The organism is Deltaproteobacteria bacterium (assembly GCA_016874735.1).
Classification (GTDB): Bacteria; Bdellovibrionota_B; Oligoflexia; order Oligoflexales; family CAIYRB01; genus CAIYRB01.
Window position 1 is genome coordinate 220,404 of record VGTI01000001.1, and the last position, 20,499, is coordinate 240,902.

Sequence of the window (20,499 nt, forward strand, 5' to 3'; positions counted from 1 at the left end):
AGGACATCCCGCTATGTCTTTTCGAGGTCCCAGAGATGACCGCGCACCGTGCTCCCTTCAGCTCTCCGATGGTAACCGTTTTAATGGTCAATTGATCGGAGCTCCAGTCAAAGCCAGCGGCCAGATGGTATTTACGACCGGCATGGTTGGATATAGCGAGGCGCTGACAGACCCCTCTTACTTCGGGCAAATACTCGTATTCACTTACCCCTTGATCGGAAATTATGGCATTCCATCGTTGCCGCGAGCGCTAGAGTTACCGATTCCGCATGGATTCGAAAGTGACCGGGTTAATGCTGCTGCGGTGATCTTAGCCATTGATAGTCCTGAGGCGTTTCACTGGAACAGTTTCCAGTCACTCGATGCATGGCTCAAGCATCAGGGTGTACCAGGTATCATCGGACTCGATACGCGCCACATTGTCCACCTGATTCGCCAGTCAGCTAATTTGTTAGGACAGGTACTGCCGGAACATTCCATCGGATTGAGAGATTTAGGGCCGACGCTGACCAAGGTCAGCGGTGAGGGATTCTTTGATCCTGGGCAGCATGAAATTTTAGCTGCGGTGTCCAGTAAGGAGCGTCGCATTCTTGGGCGCGGCAAGACTAGGATCGGTCTGGTCGACTGTGGCGTAAAGTGGAATATCTTGCGCCAGTTGATCGAGCGTGGATGCGAGGTAGAGTTATTGCCGTGGGACACTGATTTATCCACCGTTGATTGTACAGCCTGGCTACTAAGCAACGGACCGGGTGATCCGGTGCGTACTGGCGACCTGTGTGGGCAAGTATCGCGAATACTCACAGGCGATCGCCCCTTACTTGGCATTTGCCTTGGCCACCAGGTGCTCGCGATTGCCGCTGGCGCCACCACTAAAAGGATGCAGTACGGGCATCGGAGCCACAATCAGCCCGTCTACCAGGTAGGCACCCGGCGCGGGTTCATGACCAGTCAAAATCACGGTTATGTTGTAGACGAGGCTTCGATTCCTGACGACTGGGAGCCCTGGTTCCTCAATGCCAATGATCAGACGATTGAGGGGATCAAACATAAGACAAAGCCTTTCCGTAGTGTGCAGTTTCACCCCGAGGCTGCGGGTGGTCCGCGCGATACTGGCTGGATTCTTGATCAATTTGTCCAAGAGGTGACGACCTAATGCCTATGCGTGCAGAGCTCCGAGCACTTGGTAGAGCGCCCAAAGTTCTTTTACTCGGTTCTGGTGGACTGTCGATCGGTCAAGCAGGCGAGTTTGACTACTCTGGTACGCAGGCCGTTAAGGCGCTGACGGAGCAGGGATGCGAGGTCATCCTGGTCAATCCGAATATTGCCACTGTACAGACGAGTCCAGAGCCCCATGTCAAAGTCTACCTTTATCCGGTCGAGCCAGAGTGGGTCGAAAAGATCATCGCCAAGGAACACCCCGATGCCATAGTCGCAGGATTTGGCGGTCAGACTGCTCTCAATTGTCTCATTGCTCTGCATGATCGGAATATTCTGGCTAAATATAATGTGCTGAATCTCGGGACGTCGGTCGCGACCTTGAAGATGACTGAGGATCGCGACCTTTTTGCGCAAAAAATGCGCGAGATTGCGATTCCCGTACCACCTAGTCACGCGGTGACTAGTCTCGCTGCCGCAGAGGCAGCAGCAGGTGCGATTGGTTATCCTGTTATCGTCCGTGCGGCTTATGCCCTTGGAGGCCTTGGGTCGGGATTCGCCAATAATGCGTCGGAGCTCGCTGCACTAGTTGTTCCTGCATTGGCCAATTCACCCCAGGTGCTGGTGGAGAAATCGCTGAAGGGCTGGAAAGAAGTTGAGTACGAGGTCATGCGCGATGGTGAGGGGAATATCATCACCATCTGCAATATGGAAAATTTTGACCCTCTCGGAATTCACACCGGCGACTCTATTGTGGTGTGTCCAAGTCAGACGCTCTCGGACGATGAGTATCAGATTTTACGCAATGCCGCGCAGAGGATCGTCGAAGCCTGTGGCATCGTCGGAGAATGTAACGTCCAGTATGCACTGGATCCATTCAGTCACCAGTTCTATGTGATCGAAATCAACGCAAGGCTGTCGCGCTCGTCAGCTTTGGCTAGCAAAGCCTCTGGCTATCCTATCGCCTATGTGGCGGCTAAAGTCGTCCTTGGACACGATCTCTTAGAGTTAATCAATCCGGTGACTGGCGTCACCTACGCCTACTTTGAACCGGCGCTTGATTACGTGACGATCAAAGTGCCACGTTGGGATTTGGTTAAATTCCGCGGTGCCTCCAGACTTCTAGGTTCGACGATGAAGTCGGTGGGCGAAGTGATGGCTATAGGGCGGAGTTTCCCGGAGGCGATTCAAAAAGCCGTCCGCATGGTGACCGAGCTTGGCGAGGGTCTCAGTGCTTTTAGGACATCGTCGGAAAGCGAGTTGGAGGCGGCTCTTTCACAGCCGACTGATACGCGTCTCTATGCTGTGCTGAATGCGTTGCGGCTTGGATGGGATATCGAAAAAATTCATGCTTTGACGGCCATTGATAAATGGTTTCTGGCAAATCTGCGTGAAATCACCACACTTGAACGTGAAGTTGTCGACCGCGCACGACGGACGTCCCCAGAGAGCGACAACGAGGCGTTTTTGCGAGCGGTGTTCGATGGGATGGATAAGGCTTCCTGGCGTCGCCTGAAAACGGCCGGATTTGGCGACGAGCAGTTGGCAGCATTGGTTTTACATGCGGCGCGCCGGGACACTAAACTATCAGAAAAGGCAATTCAGGCTGGATCGCGCGTTGTCAGGGAGCTGCGAAAACAACATGGCGTTGTTCCCTATGTCAAAAAGATCGATACCACGGCTGGTGAATATCCCTCGCCCTCCAATTACCTCTACATGTCCTATGTGGGTATGTTTCATGATCAGTTGCCAGATGATGGTAAGGACTCCATCGTCGTATTGGGTAGCGGCGCCTACCGTATCGGTACGAGTGTAGAGTTTGACTGGTGTGCGGTGAGTTGTAGCCGTGAGCTGCAGCGGGCCGGATGGCGTAGTGTCATCATCAACTGCAATCCTGAGACGGTGTCGACGGACTACAATAGTTCTGATCGGTTGTTTTTTGAGGAAATGACGCTCGAGCGTATCTTGGATATTTGCGAACTGGAGCAGCCAACTGGCGTGATTGCCTGCATGGGGGGGCAACTACCCAACAAGCTGGCGCTGCCACTAGCTGCGTCTGGCGTGCGCCTCTTAGGGCACAGTCCAGAAACCATCGATATGGCGGAGAATCGCAGTCTATTCTCGGCGCTGCTCGATAAACTTGGGATTGACCAACCGCGATGGGTTGCTGCCACAACGCAAGCTGACGTCGACAAATTCATTAGTGAGGTCGGGTTCCCTGTCCTGGTACGTCCCAGCTACGTGCTCTCAGGAGCGGCCATGCGCGTGGCCTTTGATGCGGCATCTTTGGCCCAATCATTAGCGGTTGCGATCGACATCTCGACGGATCATCCAGTAGTCATCTCGGAGTTTCTCCTCGGAGCGCGGGAGATCGAGTTGGATGGTATCGCCAAAGATGGCGAGATCCTGACATCCATAGTTAGTGAACATATTGAAAATGCGGGCGTCCACTCTGGCGATGCGACGATGGTGGTACCGGCGCAGCGGCTCTATGTTGAGACAGTCAGGAGGGTACGAGGAGCGGCGCGGCTTATTGCGCGTGGCCTAAACTTGAACGGTCCCTTCAACATTCAGTTCTTAGCCAGGCAGAACCACATTAAGGTCATCGAATGTAATGCACGCGCCGCAAGGTCGTTCCCGTTCGTGTCAAAGGTTGTGGGATTAAACTTAGCCGACGCAGCTACATCCTTAATGATTGGTGTTAAGCCGGCCATGTTGCGGTTGCCCGAGGATGACTTGCCGCATGTTGGTGTCAAGGCTCCGATGTTCAGTTTCACGCGGTTAGCTGGGGCTGACCCTGTGCTCGGTGTGGAGATGGCCTCGACGGGGGAGGTGGGATGTATCGGTCGGTCGTTCGACGAGGCTTTACTACTCTCCCTGGAAGCGGCGAAGTGTCGTAGGCCGCGGAAGGGTATCCTGGTTTCAGCCGGCCCCGAGAGCGAGAAGCTAAAGTTCCTCGAATGTGCAGAATTTTTCGCCAAGACATCACTTCCCCTATTCGCCACCGCGGGTACGGCTGACTACCTGGAAAAGCACGGATTCCGAGTGACTCGACTCGCGTGGCCCGGTGAGGCAAAGGGTGGCATGGATGTCATTCGTGCCATTAAAGAGGGGCTTGTTGACTTGGTCATCAATGTGCCTAAGGCGCTGCAGTCGCAGGAGTTGAGTTACGGTGCACAGATCAGGCAGGCAGCAGTCCAATTTGGTAGCTCGCTTTTAACCAACATGGAGTCGACCATAGTCTTCTGTCATGCCTTAGCGCGAAATCCAGATTTTGCCCAAGTTCACGAGGTCTTACCGTTGCCAGCCTATCGCAGCCAAGGCTGAATCGGTGAGACCCAGGGGAGCCTTGTTGATCTTTTGATTGACAGGCTCGCCGTGGACATTTAACTACTTAGGCTCACTTCCCTGGTGGGGTAGCTCAGCTGGTTAGAGCGATGGATTCATAACCCATAGGTCGCGAGTTCAAGTCTCGCCCTCACCACCATTCATCCTATAAATTCCAATAACTTATAGTTGTCGCACCGGGGTACTTGGCGTGTCTCCTTGAGGCCATATTGGAACACTCTACTATTATTTTATTTTTATTATATTTTATAGTTTATTTTAAAAAATAAAGATAAATAATTGACAAACTCATTGTAGTTAAATAAAAGCCGCCTCGCAGTTTTCGTTCTTAATAGAACTCGAGGCAATCATGCTTAACTTTCGCAATGCTTCTTTAGTGACTGTGTTATTATTAATGGCATCTTGCGCCAAACAAGACGGTGCGGGCGATGGTCAGCCCAACGGGATCAATCCCGACTTGGCAGCCGAGTACGACCGATTACCGGCCAACGTGCTGGTCGGGGTACGTGACGACGGCGAAACGAGGGAGTTACGAGTACCCCCTGATGGAGCCGTAATCACCGATGCTGCATCAGCCCTAGCCGCTTTTGAGACGGGTTCCGACGCTAAAGTGAGCGCGGTCTCAAGCGAATTGGATCGCACCAGCTCCGAACCCTCTTGGGCACCGCTTCAGGGCCTACTCGGCTTCGGCGCCTATGTGCCGCAGGTGTATTCCACAGTCAACGTTGGCTACACCTTCAACTATGGCTACAGCAATGTCTACCAGACTGGTGGGTATTCGATTTACTCCTACAAAAAACCTGTGTGCAGTCCTCCTTATTGCAGCACGGCTGGCGGTGGCATAGGGGGGGGTGGCATTGGTGGAATCGGTGGTCATATTTCTAAGTACGATGAGGCGTTGCAAAAAGCCCTTAAAAAATATGGGGTATACGCTGTCGGTGACAAAGAATTCTACCGTGGTAGCAAAGAGAAATATGCCTTAGGTGAGCGCCTTTTCAACGATCCCATTCTCTCCACATCGAACGGAGTCTCATGCGCATCGTGTCATGTGGCAAGTCAGGGGAGCACGATCTGGACGAGCTTTTCTCCAACTGGTTATGTGATCTCGGGCGAAAAGAAGGGGGCGGTGACGGTGCAGGATCTTCTGCCCCGCAATCCCCCAGCCCTCTACAACCTTGGTCACTCATCGTTCCGCAATTTGTTCTGGGATAGCCGCGTTGCGGCAGCACCACACGGCGTGAATGGGTACATTACCCCGGCCGGAGTCGAAACACCTCCCGGCCTAGATAACGCACTCGCGGCACAAGCACTTTTCCCTATGGCGTCGGAAAAGGAAATGGCTGGATGTGCAGCCTACGTTAACAATACCAACCAGTCTCGTTCGTACACGGATATCTGGAAGGAAATTATGGCGCGAGTACTCAGCAAGAAAGAGTACCAGGCTATGTTTAGTGCGGCTTTCCCGGAGCTGGGTGGAGGTGGCTTTGGTATCCAGCACTTGGCGAACGCGATTGCCGCCTATGAATCCGAACGCTTCTTAGCCATCAACAGCCCGTTTGATAAGTATCTCCGTGGTGACTATAGTGCCTTGACGGAAAACCAAAAGCGCGGCGCCGTTTATTTCTACGGCAAAGGCGGTTGTGGGCCTTGCCACTCTGGTCCGTTCCAAACAGACTATCTCCATCACGGTGTCGCTGTGGTCCAAATTGGCCCTGGCGAGGGCGATGGTCCGAAGAAGTGGGATGACTTTGGGTACGGTCGTGTGACCCATAATCCTAAAGACAATTGGAAGTTTAGAACCGTGCCCTTACGTAACATCACCCATACAGGACCATGGGGGCATGACGGTGCCTACGGAACACTCTTCTCCTTTGTACAGCATTACTCTAATCCGGTGGCAGCCTTTGATAAATGGAGCCCCTCAGAAGTAATCATGCCCAAAGGATTCGGTCTGATGCCGGAAGTGATTGCTCCCTGGTACGACAAGAAGATGGCGAAAGGAATCAAGGCCGCTAATGATGCTAAACCAAATCGTTTGGGTAAGCATGAAGTGGAAGCCATGATCGATTTCCTAACCACGCTGACCGATCACAAGTCCATCGGCTCGAAGTGATATAACGACAAAGAAGCCGGGAGCGTCCTGCTCCCGGCTTCTTTGTCGTCCTTAGCTTTTACAAAACTTTGACTAATCAAATTTTCCCGATTCATGTGAAAAATAATCAGCAAAAATAGGCATTTCTTTTTCATTCCTAAAATGAATCTTTAAAATAGAAATTATATACTTTCATATATTGGCCGCTTGGCCGACGGTGATGGTGCTTTTTTACATCCAGCATTTCTAGCTTGAAGTGGGAAGTACCTATCATGACGTTACAAAACCAGCGGCAAGGCCTCTATGACCCCCGATTTGAGCGCGATGGCTGCGGTATTGGAGCCATAGTCAACATGCGTGGAGAGCGTACCCATACTGTGGTACGTCAGGCGTTGATGATACTCCAAAACCTAAGGCATCGGGGCGCTACGGGCTACGATGCTGAGACTGGTGACGGTGCAGGGATCATCCTGCAGAAGCCTCATGATTTCCTACTCGAGATCGCAGAGGGCAGCGGTATCAGTCTGCCGGCGGCCAGTGACTATGCGGTGGGCATGGTTTTTCTGCCCACTGAGGAATCTCAGCAGCAGACGATTTGGGATACCTTCCAGTCGCAAACGGAGCGCGTAGGACTCGAGTGGCTTGGAACACGCGTGGTGCCTGTAGATCCCAGCGTCCTTGGTGAAGCCGCATCGGCCGTGCAACCAGCTGTGTTTCAAATCTTTATCGGACGCGGAAGTGCCAGGGATGAGTTGGCGTTTAACCGCAGCTTGTATCTGGCCCGGCGTTTGAGCGAGAAAATTATTGGCGCTCAAATAGGCGGTGCCAATGAATCGTTCCATGTCGCCAGCCTTTCGGTAAGTACCATTGTATATAAAGGTATGCTACTTCCTGAGCAGGTCTCCTCGTACTACGTCGACCTGACTGATCCGCGCCTAACATCAGCTTTGGCGGCTGTCCATTCTCGCTTCAGCACTAATACCTTCCCGGCGTGGCGCCTTGCTCATCCATTTCGTTGGCTCTGTCACAATGGTGAGATCAACACCATTCGAGGCAACGTGAATTGGTTTAGGGCGAGGGAGGTCAGCCTAGCCAATGAACTTTTCGGCGAGTTCGCGGAGGAGTTACGTCCTTTAATTCGCGCTGATCAGAGTGATTCGGCGTGTCTCGATGATGCTGTTGAGCTACTCGTGCTTACGGGCCGCAGCGTCGACGAGGCTCTGCGCCTCTTAGTGCCCGAGGCATGGCAGAAAAATAGCTTCCTAGATCAGGCTAGGCGTGCTCACTGCGAGTACAATGCTACGCTTATGGAGCCATGGGACGGACCTGCAGCGCTTTGCTTTACCGATGGTGTCAAACTTGGCGTTGCGCTTGATCGCAGTGGACTGCGTCCTTGTCGGTATACGGTGACGACTGACGATACGGTGATTCTCGCCTCGGAGGCAGGGGTCCTCCAAGTACCCGCCGATCGTGTGAAGGTTTGGGGCAAATTACGCCCTGGTGAGATGATGTTGATCGATACCAAGCAACATCGCATCATTAGTGACTTTGACTTGAAATCTGAAGCAGCAGCAAAATTTGATTATGTAGGGTGGGCGGAACGGCACATCACCCAGCTTGAACCACGAGATCCCCAAATTAGTGCTGAAAATATTCTAGAGCTCAGCCGCCAACAGGCAGCGTTCGCTTATACGCGCGAAGAGCTTAGTATGGTTTTAGCTTCCATCGCTCAGAGCGGCGATGAGTTAGTCACTTCTATGGGTGATGATACGCCGCTCGCTATTTTATCGCAGCGTTCACGCTTATTGTTTGATTACCTCAAGCAGCAATTTGCCCAGGTGACAAATCCGCCGATCGATCCCCTGCGGGAAGATATGGTGATGTCACTCACTATGTATCTAGGTACCAAAGGTAATCTTGCGGCACCGCCTTCATCATCCGCGTTACTGGTGAAAATCGAATCGCCTATATTGACACCTGGAGAGCTAGACTCACTTGAGCGGATCCCCGCACTCAAGACTTGTAAACTGTCGACGCTCTTCTCGCCTGCAACCGGTGTTGCTGGTATGCGGATGGCGCTATGCGAGTTGGTTGACGACGCTGTCAAGCAGGTTCGTTGTGGTGCAGCATTGGTGGTTCTTAGTGATCGGGGTGTAGACGCTGCTCATGCCGCGATCCCAAGTGTGTTAGCAGTTTCTGCGGTACACCATGAACTAGTTAAACTTGGTCTGAGGACGCGAGCTGATATTATTATAGAGACTGGAGAGGCTCGCAGTCCGCACCATTTTGCCTGTTTAATTGGCTACGGTGCTGCGGCGGTGGTTCCTTATTTAGCTTTGGCTTCTATCCAAGGTCTCTTTGCTAACGGTGATCTTGCTGCGACTTTAACATACGACTCGGCCGTGAAGTCGTTTCTTAAAGGTAGCCAAAAGGGCCTCCTTAAGATCATGTCCAAGATGGGCATCACGACGCTGCAGTCCTACTGTGGAGCGCAGATCTTTGAGGCGCTTGGTCTATCGCCCCAACTCGTCGATGATTTTTTCCCTGGGACGTCCAGCCGCCTTGCGGGCCTAACTTTTGACGATTTGGCGCGGGAAACGATCGGACGACATCGGCAGAGTTTTGACCGTAGTCGTCCGAGTGAAGAATTGCCGCTACCCGGCGGTTTTATACACTATAGATTTGGCGGCGAGCAGCACGCATGGAGTCCCGAGGCCATAGCCAAACTCCAGCAGGCAACGGCAACGGGTAGTTTTGCGGCATATGCCGACTTTAGTAAACTTGCCAATGCCGAGATGGCAGCGCCCACTGCCTTGCGTCATTTACTGACACCGCTCAAGCAAAGAACAAAAGTTGATCTGGCGGCAGTTGAGCCAGCAGCAGAAATCGTCAAGCGCTTCACCACGGGTGCCATGTCTCTCGGAGCTATCAGTCAGGAGTCACACGAGGCTCTGGCTATCGCGATGAACCGCATCGGTGGCAAGAGTAACACCGGTGAGGGGGGTGAGGATCCTGCTAGGTTCCAACCGGAGTCACCAACGCTGTCGCGTAATTCAGCGATCAAGCAGGTGGCATCAGGGCGCTTTGGTGTCACGGTTCATTACCTAACCAACGCGGACGAGATTCAAATTAAAATTGCCCAGGGAGCGAAACCCGGCGAGGGTGGGCAGTTGCCTGGACATAAAGTCGATCAGCAAATTGCCAAGCTGCGCCACTCCACTCCTGGAGTCCAGCTTATCTCGCCGCCACCTCACCATGACATCTATTCTATCGAGGATCTGGCGCAGCTGATTTTTGATCTCAAGAGTGCTAATCCCCGCGCTCGGGTTTCGGTAAAATTAGTTTCCGAGGCTGGTATCGGCGCGGTCGCGGTTGGTGTGGCCAAGGCCGGTGCGGATAAGATCCTTGTTGCTGGAGATAACGGCGGCACAGGCGCATCGCCACTCAGCTCAATCAAACATGCAGGTGCGCCTTGGGAAGTCGGTCTGGCCGAGGTTCACCAAACTCTCTTGGTCAATCGACTACGAGACCGGGTCGTCATTGAAACTGATGGCCAACTCCGCACTGGTCGTGATGTCGTAATCGCGGCAGCTCTGGGAGCTGATGAATTCGGATTCTCGACGGCACCCCTGATAGTTCAAGGCTGCATTATGATGCGCAAATGCCACTTGAACACTTGCCCCGTTGGTATTGCAACTCAGGATCCAGTGTTGCGCAAGCGCTTCAGTGGCAAACCTGAACATGTGATCAACTATTTCTTTTTTGTAGCTGAGGAGGTCCGCACATGGATGGCGGATCTGGGTATCACAAGTTTTGCCGATTTAGTCGGTCGCACTGATCTCATCGGCCAAAGGCGTGTTGAGGGACCTGGCAAAGCGCGTCATCTAGATTTATCGCCGCTACTACACAAGCCGCAGTTGACGCCTAAATTTACCAAGCGCAGCGGTGGCTATGCTCCGGATACCTACGATGACTCTTTGGTGCAACAATGTCGCCCGGCCCTTGATGATCGCACTCCGGTGGTGCTGTCACGGCGTATAAACAATGCGCGCCGCGCTACAGGTACGCTACTATCCGGCGAAGTCGCGCGGCGCTATGGGGCGGACGGCTTGCCTGACAATAGCATCACACTTCGGTTTGAAGGCATCGCGGGCCAGTCCTTTGGTGCTTTTCTGGCTCCAGGAATTACGGCCAATTTGATCGGCGCTGCTAATGATTACGTTGGTAAGGGGCTTAGTGGCGGGCGTATTGTGATTATCCCGCCTAAGCAAGCTCAGTTTATCGATGATGTGCCGGTGGTCATCGGTAACACGACATTATACGGTGCCACCTCTGGTTCAATCTATGCGGCAGGCGCCGCAGGTGAGCGCTTTGCTGTCCGCAATAGCGGTGCATTTGCCGTAGTGGAGGGTGTTGGCGACCATGGTTGCGAATACATGACCGGTGGCGTTGTTGTAGTGCTTGGTGCCGTAGGGCGCAATTTTGCCGCGGGCATGTCAGGTGGTGTGGCCTATGTACTCGACACCGATGGACTGTTCCATCTGCGCTTGAATCCTGGTCTGGTCGAGACTAGCCGACTCTCAGTCGCCGGGGACGAGGCGGATGTGGCACTGTTGCGCCAGATGATTCATCGGCATATTTCTCACACTCAAAGCGCCAGAGCACAGGCGATCATGACAAATTGGGAATGGCACGTAGCAAAGTTTGTGAAAATTTCCCCAAAGTCGGATGGTGCCTCAGCCAGTAAAAAATCGGTGCGTGTCAAATCAACCAAAAGATCCGTCGGCCATGAGGTGCAAAGTCATGTCTGATCCTATGGGATTTCTCGAAATAGCGCGGCAAAAAACGGCTTATCGCCCTGTCAACGAGCGGGTGAAAGACTGGGATTACGTCGGTCCAAAGACGCTGCCGCTTGAGCAAAACTTGCAGCAGGCCAAACGCTGCATGGATTGCGGAGTTCCGTTCTGTCAGAGCGATTACGGGTGTCCCGTCCATAACGTGATTCCCGAGTGGAACAGTTTGGTCGGATCGGGACGGTGGGAAGAAGCTTTAAAGAAATTGCACGCTACCAACAACTTTCCTGAGTTTACGGGCTTCCTCTGTCCTGCCCCGTGCGAGAATGCCTGTGTTCTCAATCGTGACAATCAGCCAGTCACAATTCGTGAAATAGAGCTGGCGATTATTGAGCGTGGGTTTGAAGCTGGTCTCGTGAAACCGCAAGCACCACGAGAGGAGCGACGTGAACGGGTCGCGATCGTGGGATCAGGACCAGCTGGACTTGCAGCGGCGCAGGAATTGCGGCGCCGCGGATTTCAGGTGCGCGTGTTTGATAAGGGCCAGAAGCCTGGTGGTCTCTTGCGGTACGGTATTCCTGATTTCAAGATGGCCAAATACGTGATCGATCGCCGGATCGAGCAGATGCAGGCTGAAGGAGTTGAGTTTAGTCTCGGTATGAGTGTCGGTACTGACGTATCGATCAATGATTTGCAGAGGGATTTTGACGCCGTACTGTTGGCAGTAGGTGCTGAAGCCGCTCGTGACCTGCCGATTCCTGGTCGCGATCTAGCGGGTGTGCATCTAGCTATGGATTATCTCACTGTGCAGAATCGGGTGCTCAGCGGTGAAATCACGAGTGCGGCAATCAACGCCGCCGGTAAACGTGTAGCAGTGATTGGCGGCGGTGATACGGCTTCAGACTGTATCGGTACAGCACGACGCCAGGGAGCTGCAGCGATCTATGAGTTTTCGCTGTTGCCGAAGCCCGGGGATGAGCGCGGCCGCGAGACACCTTGGCCTCTGGTTCCTCTAACGCTTAAAGTTTCGCACGCTCACGAAGAGGGTTGTGAGCGACTATTCGGCGTGATGACCACAGGATTCAGCGGTCAGGATGGTAAGGTGTCGCAGCTGCATGCTGTGCAGTGTGAAACCAAAGATGGGCAATTGATTAAGAAAGCAGGTACTGAGTTCTCGCTTGATGTAGATTTAGTTCTACTAGCCATTGGGTTTGTTGGGGCAGACGCAAAAATTGCAAGTGTGACTCCCGGGCTTGTGCAGCGTCCCAACGGAACCTTAGCAGGCGACGTCAATGGGATGACCTCCCTACCTGGAGTATTTGTAGCTGGCGATGCCCGTAGGGGGGCATCTCTCATCGTGTGGGCAATTGCAGAGGGACGACGAGCAGCGGATTCTATTGAGCGCTATCTCCATCGTTAAACACAGTTGCTTTAACTTAGCTCGTTAATCACCTTGTGGAAGAACTCAAGGAATGTTTCGGCGTTCTTGCTGAGTACCCATCGCTTGCGGGTAACGAGCTTTAGGCTGTAGGAGAACTCTTTTTTCGGATAAAGCACCGATAAAGTTCCTGCCGCAATGTCTGACTTGATCATAAATCGCGGAAGTAGGGCTACACCGAGTCCCCGCAGCACCATTTGTTTTTGTGAGTCTAAGTTGTTGCTAGATGCCGCAACATCAAATTGAATTTTATTTTTCTTAAGCATTTCTAAAACCGGAAACTGACGTGACTTCGGGTAATCGATGTCGCGCGAGATGATAAACTGCGATCGCAACTTTGATTTATGCTTGTGGTCATTAGCGATCACCACTTGGAAGGGAATCTTCATCAGCTCTTTAACGAAGAAGTCCTCGTTACTTGGTATCGTAAAGAAAAGACCAAACTCAATTCGCCCCTCAATAAGTTCGTTGCAGATCAGATTGGACGCACCGGAGAAAAGCGAGGGCCTCACTTTTGGATGCCTGGCCAGGAAGTCCTCGAGTACGTGAGGACCTAGCGAGCTAGCTGCAGAATCGGTCAGCCCAAAAGAGAGCGCTCCCTGGCACTCTGTCATTTCTTGTCCTGAGACCGTTTTGATTTCCTCAACACTTTGAAAGATTTCCTCACAGCGCTTAAAAATCTCGCCACCAGCGTGGGTTAAATGCACGCCGCTACGGTAGCGCTCGAGCAGGACGACACCCAGTTCCTCCTCGAGGGAACGAACCATCTTGCTGATGGTAGGCTGCTGAATCCGCATGACTTTCGCGGCGCGGGTGAAGCTGCCCTCTTTGACCACAGCGTGGAAGTATTTAAGATGATTGAGTTCCATTGGTATTCTCAGAATGAATATATTTTATAGATATTATACACTTTCGTGCCAAATTTGAGTGTGCCATAATTTGAATAGATCTGGCCACAAGCATGGCCTCGGAGGATGACAGTTATGGCGCATGGTTTTTTGATCGATATGGACGGAGTGATGTACCGGGGTAACCAACCCATCCCTGGTGCCATCGAGTTTGTAAGACGTCTGATGGACGATGAAATTCCCTTTCTCTTTCTGACCAACAACAGCCAGCGCACTAAGCGCGACGTTGTTGCCAAGATGCACCGTATGGGCATTCCTATCCAGGAGAAGCACGTCTTTACCAGCGCCATCTCAACCGCGCAATACCTTGCATCACAGACTCCCAGGGGAACCGCATTTGTGATCGGTGAGGGAGGCCTCCTCAACGCACTCCACGAGTATGATTACTCCATTGTAGATAACGATCCAGATTATGTAGTCGTCGGAGAGGGTCGCACCATGACCCTAGAACTTATTGAAAAAGCGGTTAAATTAATTGGCCGTGGAGCCAAGCTGATTGCTACAAACATGGATCCTAGCTGCCCAACCGAGGGTGGTCTACGCCCGGGATGCGGTGCCATTGTGGCCATGCTTGAGGCCGCGACGGGCATAAAAGCATTCAGCCTAGGTAAACCTAGTCCGGTGATGTTCCGGGCGGCGCGTAAGGAGTTAGGGCTTCGTACCGCCGAGACCATTATGATCGGCGACACCATGGAGACTGATATCCTGGGCGCAACTCAGATGGGCTACTACTCGGTTCTGGTGCTTTCTGGTGGCACGCACAAAGACGAGCTCAGCAAGTTCTCCTATCGTCCGGATCTCGTAGTCAGCTCGGTCGCTGATCTGCTTGATTCCGCCGCCCTGAGCAAGTTCTTTAAGCAAAATGGCATCAAGCCTAGTGTGACTTCCAGCGTCAAAAAAGGCGAAGTCACCGCAAGTACCTAAAAATTAGACCTCAGCGGCGACTCAGTTTGGCCACAACCTCGACATGCTCTGTCTGTGGAAACATGTCGAATGGGTGCACCGAGTCGATTTGCCATTGGCCAGATTTCATCAGTAGTTTTAGATCTCTAACTAAAGTCTGGGGATTGCACGAGACGTAGGTTAGGGATTTAAGACTAGCGTGCTTCGTGGGGGATGCGAAGTAGGCGCTGACTTTGGCCGCGATTCCCCCACGCGGTGGGTTTATGATCACAGCACTGACCCTTGCCCCGTCTCGCTGCACGGCAGCATGGCGAGCCAGGAAGTTTTCTACCGAGTCATGAATAGCTTTAAGATGGCGCGGTGCATCTGATTGAGCCGCAGCAGCTTCAATGGCGTCCGCGTTACCGTCTACTAAATAGATCTGGCGGAAATCCCCGGCTGCCGCATAGCTGTAGGCGCCGAATCCGCCGTAGAGGTCGAGCAAGGTGTCGCCACTGAGGCCAGATGTGATCGCCCTGATAAACTCCGCCACTAACTGCTGGTTTGCCTGAAAAAAAGACAAAGGGCTCAGATGAAATGTCCGGCCGGCGACAGCAAATGGGATGGTTCTTGGACCAGCCAGGTGTGTGACCTCACTTCCGATGATGCGGGTATCGTCGTCTTTGGAGAGTTTTGTGCCGTAAACAGCGAGTTTATCTGTGGCGACTTGCTGAGCCCATGTCAGCAGTGCCGACGCATCGACCCCAGTATGGGATAGAATTACCCCTGCTGCCTGAAAACTGGCGCTATTCCGGATGGTTAAAAACTTAAGCCGGTTTGGCTGAAAGCCGCGTTTTCCGTGTTGATAGAAGGATGCCGGCAGTCTCGTTGCGCCATCGCCCGTCATCAGTCGGGCGACCAGCTTATTGATGCCAGGTTCATGCACGGGGCAGTCTGGGATATTTACAACCGTTTTAGACTGCGCCTGATAAAGTCCGATGCGACGCTGACCGAAGCTGTCCTCGTCCAAACAAAGCTTGGTCGAGCTGCGGTAGGCAAACTGCGTCGGACTTGCAGTGACAGGCAGGATTTCCCCTACTTTGACACCGCTAAAAATCTTGTGCAGGGCAAGGCCCTTATCGCGCAGTTGTTTAGCATACGGGGTTGTGAGGCTGGAACAACCGGAGCACGAGCGATAATGGCGGCACTTGCTAGACATGAGGTGCTTTCTGGCAAACATTCGAAATGATGAGCTTAAGTATAGATTTGGAGGGGTCTTGTCTAGTGCTTATGGCACGACGCCAAGAGTGAGAATCCTCATCCTCTTCTAATTTAACCAGACTTATATTAGTTTACAGCCGACTATCAATCATGATGGTCTTGCGATTAGCATAAAGTGCTAAGAATTGGGGGGACGATATGAGAATCCTCGTGGTCGAAGACGATGCTCCCTTGGCAAGTATCCTGCTCCGTACGCTCCGGGAGGAATCGTATGCGGTTGACCATGCTCCTGATGGGCAAGAGGCGGAGTGGCTCGCGTTTGAAAATCCTTATGATCTCATCATTCTAGACCTCATGTTGCCGCGCAAGAACGGGATGGAAGTCCTGAAAACGCTGCGTGACGGTGGTCTGACCACGCCTGTCCTGATCTTAACCGCTCGCGATGCCAAGGAGGACGTGGTTAAGGGACTCGATCAGGGGGCCGACGATTACCTGACCAAGCCGTTCAATCTGGACGAGTTGTTGGCACGGGTGCGTGCGCTATTGAGGCGCCCGAGTGGTGAGCCTGCCTCGATGATCGAGGCTGGACCTTTGCGCATCGATCCGAGCCGTAAGGAAGTGACGCGGGATGGTCAGGTGCTGCAACTCACGGCTAAGGAGTATGCGTTGCTTGAGTATCTGGCGCGCCATGCAGGCACGGTGCTGAGTCGGACGCAGCTAAGTGAGCACGTATGGGACATGAACTTTGAGCCCACGTCTAATGTCGTTGATGTTTATATCGGTTACCTCCGTAATAAGGTGGACAGACCGTTTGAGCATGCACTCATTAAGACGGTGCGCGGTCATGGCTACATGTTAGATTTGCCTGTCAGTCAAGCTAAAGTGGTGCCATCAGTTGCGGTAGAAAATGTGACGCATGTTTCTTGACCGTATTCCAGTGAGGCTGAGGTTAGCTCTGGGCCATGCCATTTGGATGGCCCTGCTATTCCTCTGTGTCGGATTTGGACTCTACCGAATCGTCGAGCATAATCTATTGCGCTCGGTTGATGCGTCGCTGATAGTTTCAGCCCAGTCAATCAGAGACGCCCGTTTTGTTCGTGGTTTTAGTCCGCCAATCATGGAGCGCTTTCTTAATCAATTTTTTGGTGAGAAGCACATTCAGCCTTACGCGCAGCTGGTCGATCTCTCAGGTAAGATCAGCGTCAAGACCGATTTGCGCGTGAGCTTGCCGGTGACACATAAAGCACTCTATCGGGCCGAGCGTGGGCTTGAGACCCTGGAGACCTTTCCACCACGACGGGCTACCGATGCTCCGCTCAGGCAAGTGACCTTGCCCGTGATGCGCTACGGTCGTTTTACGGGTGAGTTCATTCAGGTCGGCGCCACGCTAGATTCTACGTTCCATACGTTAAAAGAGATTGCCTGGGTGCTTTGGACGTCGCTGCCGCTTGGCGTCATATTGTCGATGGTATTTGGTTACCTTCTGGCTAAGCGTTCCTTGATGCCTGTGACCGAAATGAGTGAGGCGGCCAAGCGCTTAGGTAGTGACGATCTAAGTGTGAGATTGCCTCTACCTCAAGCCAAGGATGAATTGCGGCAACTAGCCCAAACGTTCAACGAAATGCTCGATCGCCTTGAGGACGCCTTCAAAAGGCTGCGGCGTTTCACTGGTGATGTTTCCCACGAGCTGCGAACTCCTTTGGCAGTGCTGCGTGGCGAGGCGGAGCTAGCGCTACGCCGTGAGCGCACGGCAGAGGATTACCGATCGTCTCTAAAAACGATCATGTCCGAAGCCACCAACATGACCGGCATCATCGAGGACCTGTTGCTACTAGCGCGGGCCGAGAGTCGCGCTGTAGCGATGACATGGATGGAGTTGAGAGCAGTCGATTTCGTGGCAGATCTCGCGCAAGCGGTGTATCCGGTTTACGAAAAGCGTAGCGTCACGCTGCGGACTAATCTCCAGTTTCACGGTGACTTTAGTGCCAATCCGGGTTACTTAACGCTGGCACTCAAAAACATTCTACTTAACGCGGCTAAACATTCTGCTCCCGACAACGTGGTTGATTTTACGATCACGGCAGACAGTAAGGAGATGGTTTTTATCGTCACTGACAGGGGCGAGGGTATACCTGAGGAGTCTCTACCTTACATCTTTGATCCGTTTTACCGTGCAGATACAGCCCGCAACCGTGCAGCTGGTGGCACGGGGATAGGACTCAGTTTGGCCATGGCACTAGTTAAGCTACATAATGGTCAAATTTCGGTAACTTCTAAGACAGGATCCGGAGCGACCTTTACCGTGAGGATTCCGCAGCAATTTACTGAAAAGTCGCGCCTTGAGATCAATCGTCTTAATTTTACCAAACCTCAGGTCGGCAAATCTCAACCATCGCTAGCCTAAAAAACCGCTCAAGTTTGCCTAGCTCTGCCCGAAACTCTAGTAGGTAGGTGACCATCACACCGGCCGCACTTCGTGTGATCAATCTATACTTGAGGGCGAGGCTAGCAGTGAGCGTGAGGTGTAAAGTGACGTTGCTCCAACTTAGAGCCGCTGGGGTATTAATCGGCGGCTTAGTGCTATTGTCTTGTAATCAGAGAGAGGCTCAGTTCGCGGGTAACTCTATAGATGCCAAAGCAGCGATCGTCCTTAGTGAGCAAGTATTTGGTGCAGGCGTCATCGGAGACCATGAGGTGACCTATAAGCCTGCATTCGGCACGGTTCGTGAGTCTCTTGCGCTACGGCAGAAGTCGCCAGAGTTGATAAAGTTTAGGCAAGATAGCCGCGCCACAAAGACTGAGTTCTTTACGCAGGGACATCCGGGCTCAGTGACGATCAAGGACTATCCGATCACGTCTACGGAGGAGCTAGATCTTCTAGTTGTCGTCGATAATTCAAGCTCGATGGCGGCGGTGCAGGCGATGCTCGCCGAGGGTATGCGCGACTTTATCGATCAACTAGGCGACGTCGATTGGCGCATCGGCATCATCACGTCGGATAATCCTAGTAATCCAGTCCTAACGCATGGCGACGGGTGTCAGCTATACGGTACCGATGGTCTACCTGGTGGTCAGCCCCTAGTGAAGGGTGATCCTGATGCGAGTAGCAAATTCCTCAATACGATTCTAAATATCGGTGCCCGCGGATCAGACTATGAAGAGAGTATTCTCAACACCTACAAACATTTGACCGGCACTTGTGCCTACGGATCGAATCAGTGGATGCGACCCAACGCGATGCTGGGCGTGCTATTTGTGACGGATGAAGATAGCTACTGCCCTGAACCGGTAGATCCAATCACTGGGATCCCGACGCGTCCCAAAGACTCGACCAGTGAACTTTGTGCGGTTGGGCAGAGGCCGCAAGACTTAGCCAGCTTGCTACTACCACCGCGACGCGAGGCATCGTCGTCTAAAGTTTATGCACTCACCTGGAGCCCGAGCGATGTGCAGTGCTACAGTAATGCTCAAAGACCAGCTAACCGTATCTTGGAACTCATAGGCCTAGTCGGTGGCTTCGGTGGCAGCATTTGCCAGAGTAACTACCGGGACACCTTACGTGCCATCGCGACAGATGCAGCGCGGACGGTGCGTCGCCATTTTCAGTTGCCGCATGTACCGATTCCGGACTCAGTCGTGGTCACCATCGATGGCATGGCCACGAGTGATTACCGTATCGAAGGGTCGGTACTCATCCTCACTAACGTGTCCCCCACGCAAACCAATCTTCATATCTCGTACCGTCACGATCCCGTGCCTATCTTTAACTCCGTGCAGGTTGCAGCGACGCCAGACCTAGCGACTCTATCGGTTGAAGTTAACGGTCAACCACTAGATCCTAACCAATTTAGTTTCAACCCTGGGACTAGGGAGATCAGCTTTGTCGAAACGCCGCCTAGCTATGCCCATATAGTAGTGAGTTATAAGGCGGGAGACGGCCTTAGTCGCAGATTTCAGCTCGGAAATATTGCTAAAGACGACGGTCCCCTCACAGTCACGGTAGATGGTGTTGAGACCCAAGACTTTGTCTATGACGAAACTAACCAAAGTATTGAATTTGCCGTACCGCCCGGTGATGACCGCGAGATCACCGTATCTTATAGGGGTATTGACTCCAAGCAGCTCCTATACAAGGGCTTTGTGCATCCGTCCGGAGCTCAACCACGGTCCTTTAAAGCCATCGACGATGTCACCGGTGCCGCGCTAACGGTGACCCGCGAGGCCGATAACCTCGTGTTTTTGGCTGGTGATGTGGTCGACGGGCGTAAGGTCACGATTGACTACAGCTATGCTGATCGCAGTACGCCCCTTAGCTATAGGTTGCCGGATGCACCACTCGCGGGTGAGGTTGAGGTCAGCGCGGACAGCAGTCCAGATCAGTGTGTTGAAAATGTTGATGTCTCACAGGATATGATTTCCTTTCACTGCAATGCGGATGACCTGAGATCGATCACCTTTAAATATAAAGTTGTCGAGGAGCACAGCAGCGTATTTGCGTTAGCTAGTCCTCTACCACCCAATGCCTTTGCCCAAGTCTTTGTCGACGGCGTTAAGACGGATAAGTTTAGTGTAACCGGTACTGTTGTGACCGTGCCGCTCAGCGAGACTAAGCCGACATCGACGGTGCGGGTTTTGGTGCTGACGCGGGTGTATTAAGAATGG

At 52.7% G+C, this 20,499-nt stretch carries 11 protein-coding genes and 1 tRNA gene; 10 read left to right on the top strand and 2 right to left on the bottom strand.

The genetic code is table 11. The features are described 5' to 3' along the window. Positions 1–13: 13 nt before the first annotated feature. From carA to FJ146_00985, 6 genes are all read left to right on the top strand, one after another. On the top strand, positions 14–1,153 hold the full coding sequence (gene carA, locus FJ146_00960; GenBank protein MBM4250524.1) for a glutamine-hydrolyzing carbamoyl-phosphate synthase small subunit: 1,140 nt from the start codon (positions 14–16) through the stop codon (positions 1,151–1,153). Further along, positions 1,153–4,482, top strand: coding sequence for a carbamoyl-phosphate synthase (glutamine-hydrolyzing) large subunit (gene carB / locus FJ146_00965; protein ID MBM4250525.1), 3,330 nt, complete (start codon positions 1,153–1,155; stop codon positions 4,480–4,482). The genes carA and carB overlap by 1 nt, the downstream gene beginning before the upstream one ends. Positions 4,483–4,565: 83 nt before the next feature. After that, a tRNA-Met gene (locus tag FJ146_00970) sits at positions 4,566–4,642 on the top strand. 210 nt (positions 4,643–4,852) lie between these two features. Beyond that, positions 4,853–6,616: a hypothetical protein gene (locus FJ146_00975; protein MBM4250526.1), complete on the top strand. Its 1,764-nt coding sequence runs from the start codon at positions 4,853–4,855 to the stop codon at positions 6,614–6,616. A gap of 251 nt (positions 6,617–6,867) precedes the next feature. Next, the gene (gene gltB / locus FJ146_00980; GenBank protein ID MBM4250527.1) at positions 6,868–11,406 is read left to right on the top strand and encodes a glutamate synthase large subunit; all 4,539 of its coding nucleotides are present in this window, start codon (positions 6,868–6,870) and stop codon (positions 11,404–11,406) included. Further along, the gene (locus tag FJ146_00985; protein ID MBM4250528.1) at positions 11,399–12,808 is read left to right on the top strand and encodes a glutamate synthase subunit beta; all 1,410 of its coding nucleotides are present in this window, start codon (positions 11,399–11,401) and stop codon (positions 12,806–12,808) included. Before gltB ends, FJ146_00985 begins: the two co-directional genes overlap by 8 nt. 11 nt (positions 12,809–12,819) lie before the next feature. On the opposite strand, the gene FJ146_00990 is transcribed toward FJ146_00985, so the two are convergent. After that, positions 12,820–13,695: a LysR family transcriptional regulator gene (locus FJ146_00990; protein ID MBM4250529.1), complete on the bottom strand. Its 876-nt coding sequence runs from the start codon at positions 13,693–13,695 to the stop codon at positions 12,820–12,822. A gap of 114 nt (positions 13,696–13,809) precedes the next feature. Here FJ146_00990 and FJ146_00995 point away from each other — a divergent pair, with 114 nt between their 5' ends. Next, positions 13,810–14,658, top strand: coding sequence for an HAD family hydrolase (locus FJ146_00995; protein MBM4250530.1), 849 nt, complete (start codon positions 13,810–13,812; stop codon positions 14,656–14,658). A 10-nt stretch (positions 14,659–14,668) separates the two neighbouring features. Here FJ146_00995 and FJ146_01000 read toward each other — a convergent pair whose 3' ends face one another. Continuing rightward, entirely contained in the window at positions 14,669–15,856 is a 1,188-nt protein-coding gene (locus FJ146_01000) for a class I SAM-dependent RNA methyltransferase (protein MBM4250531.1), read from the bottom strand. 179 nt (positions 15,857–16,035) lie between these two features. On the opposite strand from FJ146_01000, the gene FJ146_01005 reads away from it, so the two are divergent. The 3 genes from FJ146_01005 to FJ146_01015 all read left to right on the top strand — a co-directional run bounded on the left by FJ146_01005 (position 16,036) and on the right by FJ146_01015 (position 20,493). Then, on the top strand, positions 16,036–16,764 hold the full coding sequence (locus FJ146_01005) for a response regulator transcription factor (GenBank protein ID MBM4250532.1): 729 nt from the start codon (positions 16,036–16,038) through the stop codon (positions 16,762–16,764). Continuing rightward, on the top strand, positions 16,754–18,241 hold the full coding sequence (locus FJ146_01010) for a HAMP domain-containing protein (protein ID MBM4250533.1): 1,488 nt from the start codon (positions 16,754–16,756) through the stop codon (positions 18,239–18,241). Before FJ146_01005 ends, FJ146_01010 begins: the two co-directional genes overlap by 11 nt. A gap of 125 nt (positions 18,242–18,366) precedes the next feature. Further along, positions 18,367–20,493 (top strand): hypothetical protein, encoded by a 2,127-nt coding sequence (locus FJ146_01015; GenBank protein ID MBM4250534.1) that lies wholly within the window; start codon positions 18,367–18,369, stop codon positions 20,491–20,493. Positions 20,494–20,499: the final 6 nt, after the last annotated feature.

Coding starts and splice junctions, on each gene's coding strand:
- carA (MBM4250524.1), top strand. CDS start 14: ATGTCTTTTCGAGGTCCCAGAGATGACCGCGCACCGTGCTCCCTTCAG.
- carB (MBM4250525.1), top strand. CDS start 1,153: ATGCCTATGCGTGCAGAGCTCCGAGCACTTGGTAGAGCGCCCAAAGTT.
- FJ146_00975 (MBM4250526.1), top strand. CDS start 4,853: ATGCTTAACTTTCGCAATGCTTCTTTAGTGACTGTGTTATTATTAATG.
- gltB (MBM4250527.1), top strand. CDS start 6,868: ATGACGTTACAAAACCAGCGGCAAGGCCTCTATGACCCCCGATTTGAG.
- FJ146_00985 (MBM4250528.1), top strand. CDS start 11,399: ATGTCTGATCCTATGGGATTTCTCGAAATAGCGCGGCAAAAAACGGCT.
- FJ146_00990 (MBM4250529.1), bottom strand. CDS start 13,695: ATGGAACTCAATCATCTTAAATACTTCCACGCTGTGGTCAAAGAGGGC.
- FJ146_00995 (MBM4250530.1), top strand. CDS start 13,810: ATGGCGCATGGTTTTTTGATCGATATGGACGGAGTGATGTACCGGGGT.
- FJ146_01000 (MBM4250531.1), bottom strand. CDS start 15,856: ATGTTTGCCAGAAAGCACCTCATGTCTAGCAAGTGCCGCCATTATCGC.
- FJ146_01005 (MBM4250532.1), top strand. CDS start 16,036: ATGAGAATCCTCGTGGTCGAAGACGATGCTCCCTTGGCAAGTATCCTG.
- FJ146_01010 (MBM4250533.1), top strand. CDS start 16,754: ATGTTTCTTGACCGTATTCCAGTGAGGCTGAGGTTAGCTCTGGGCCAT.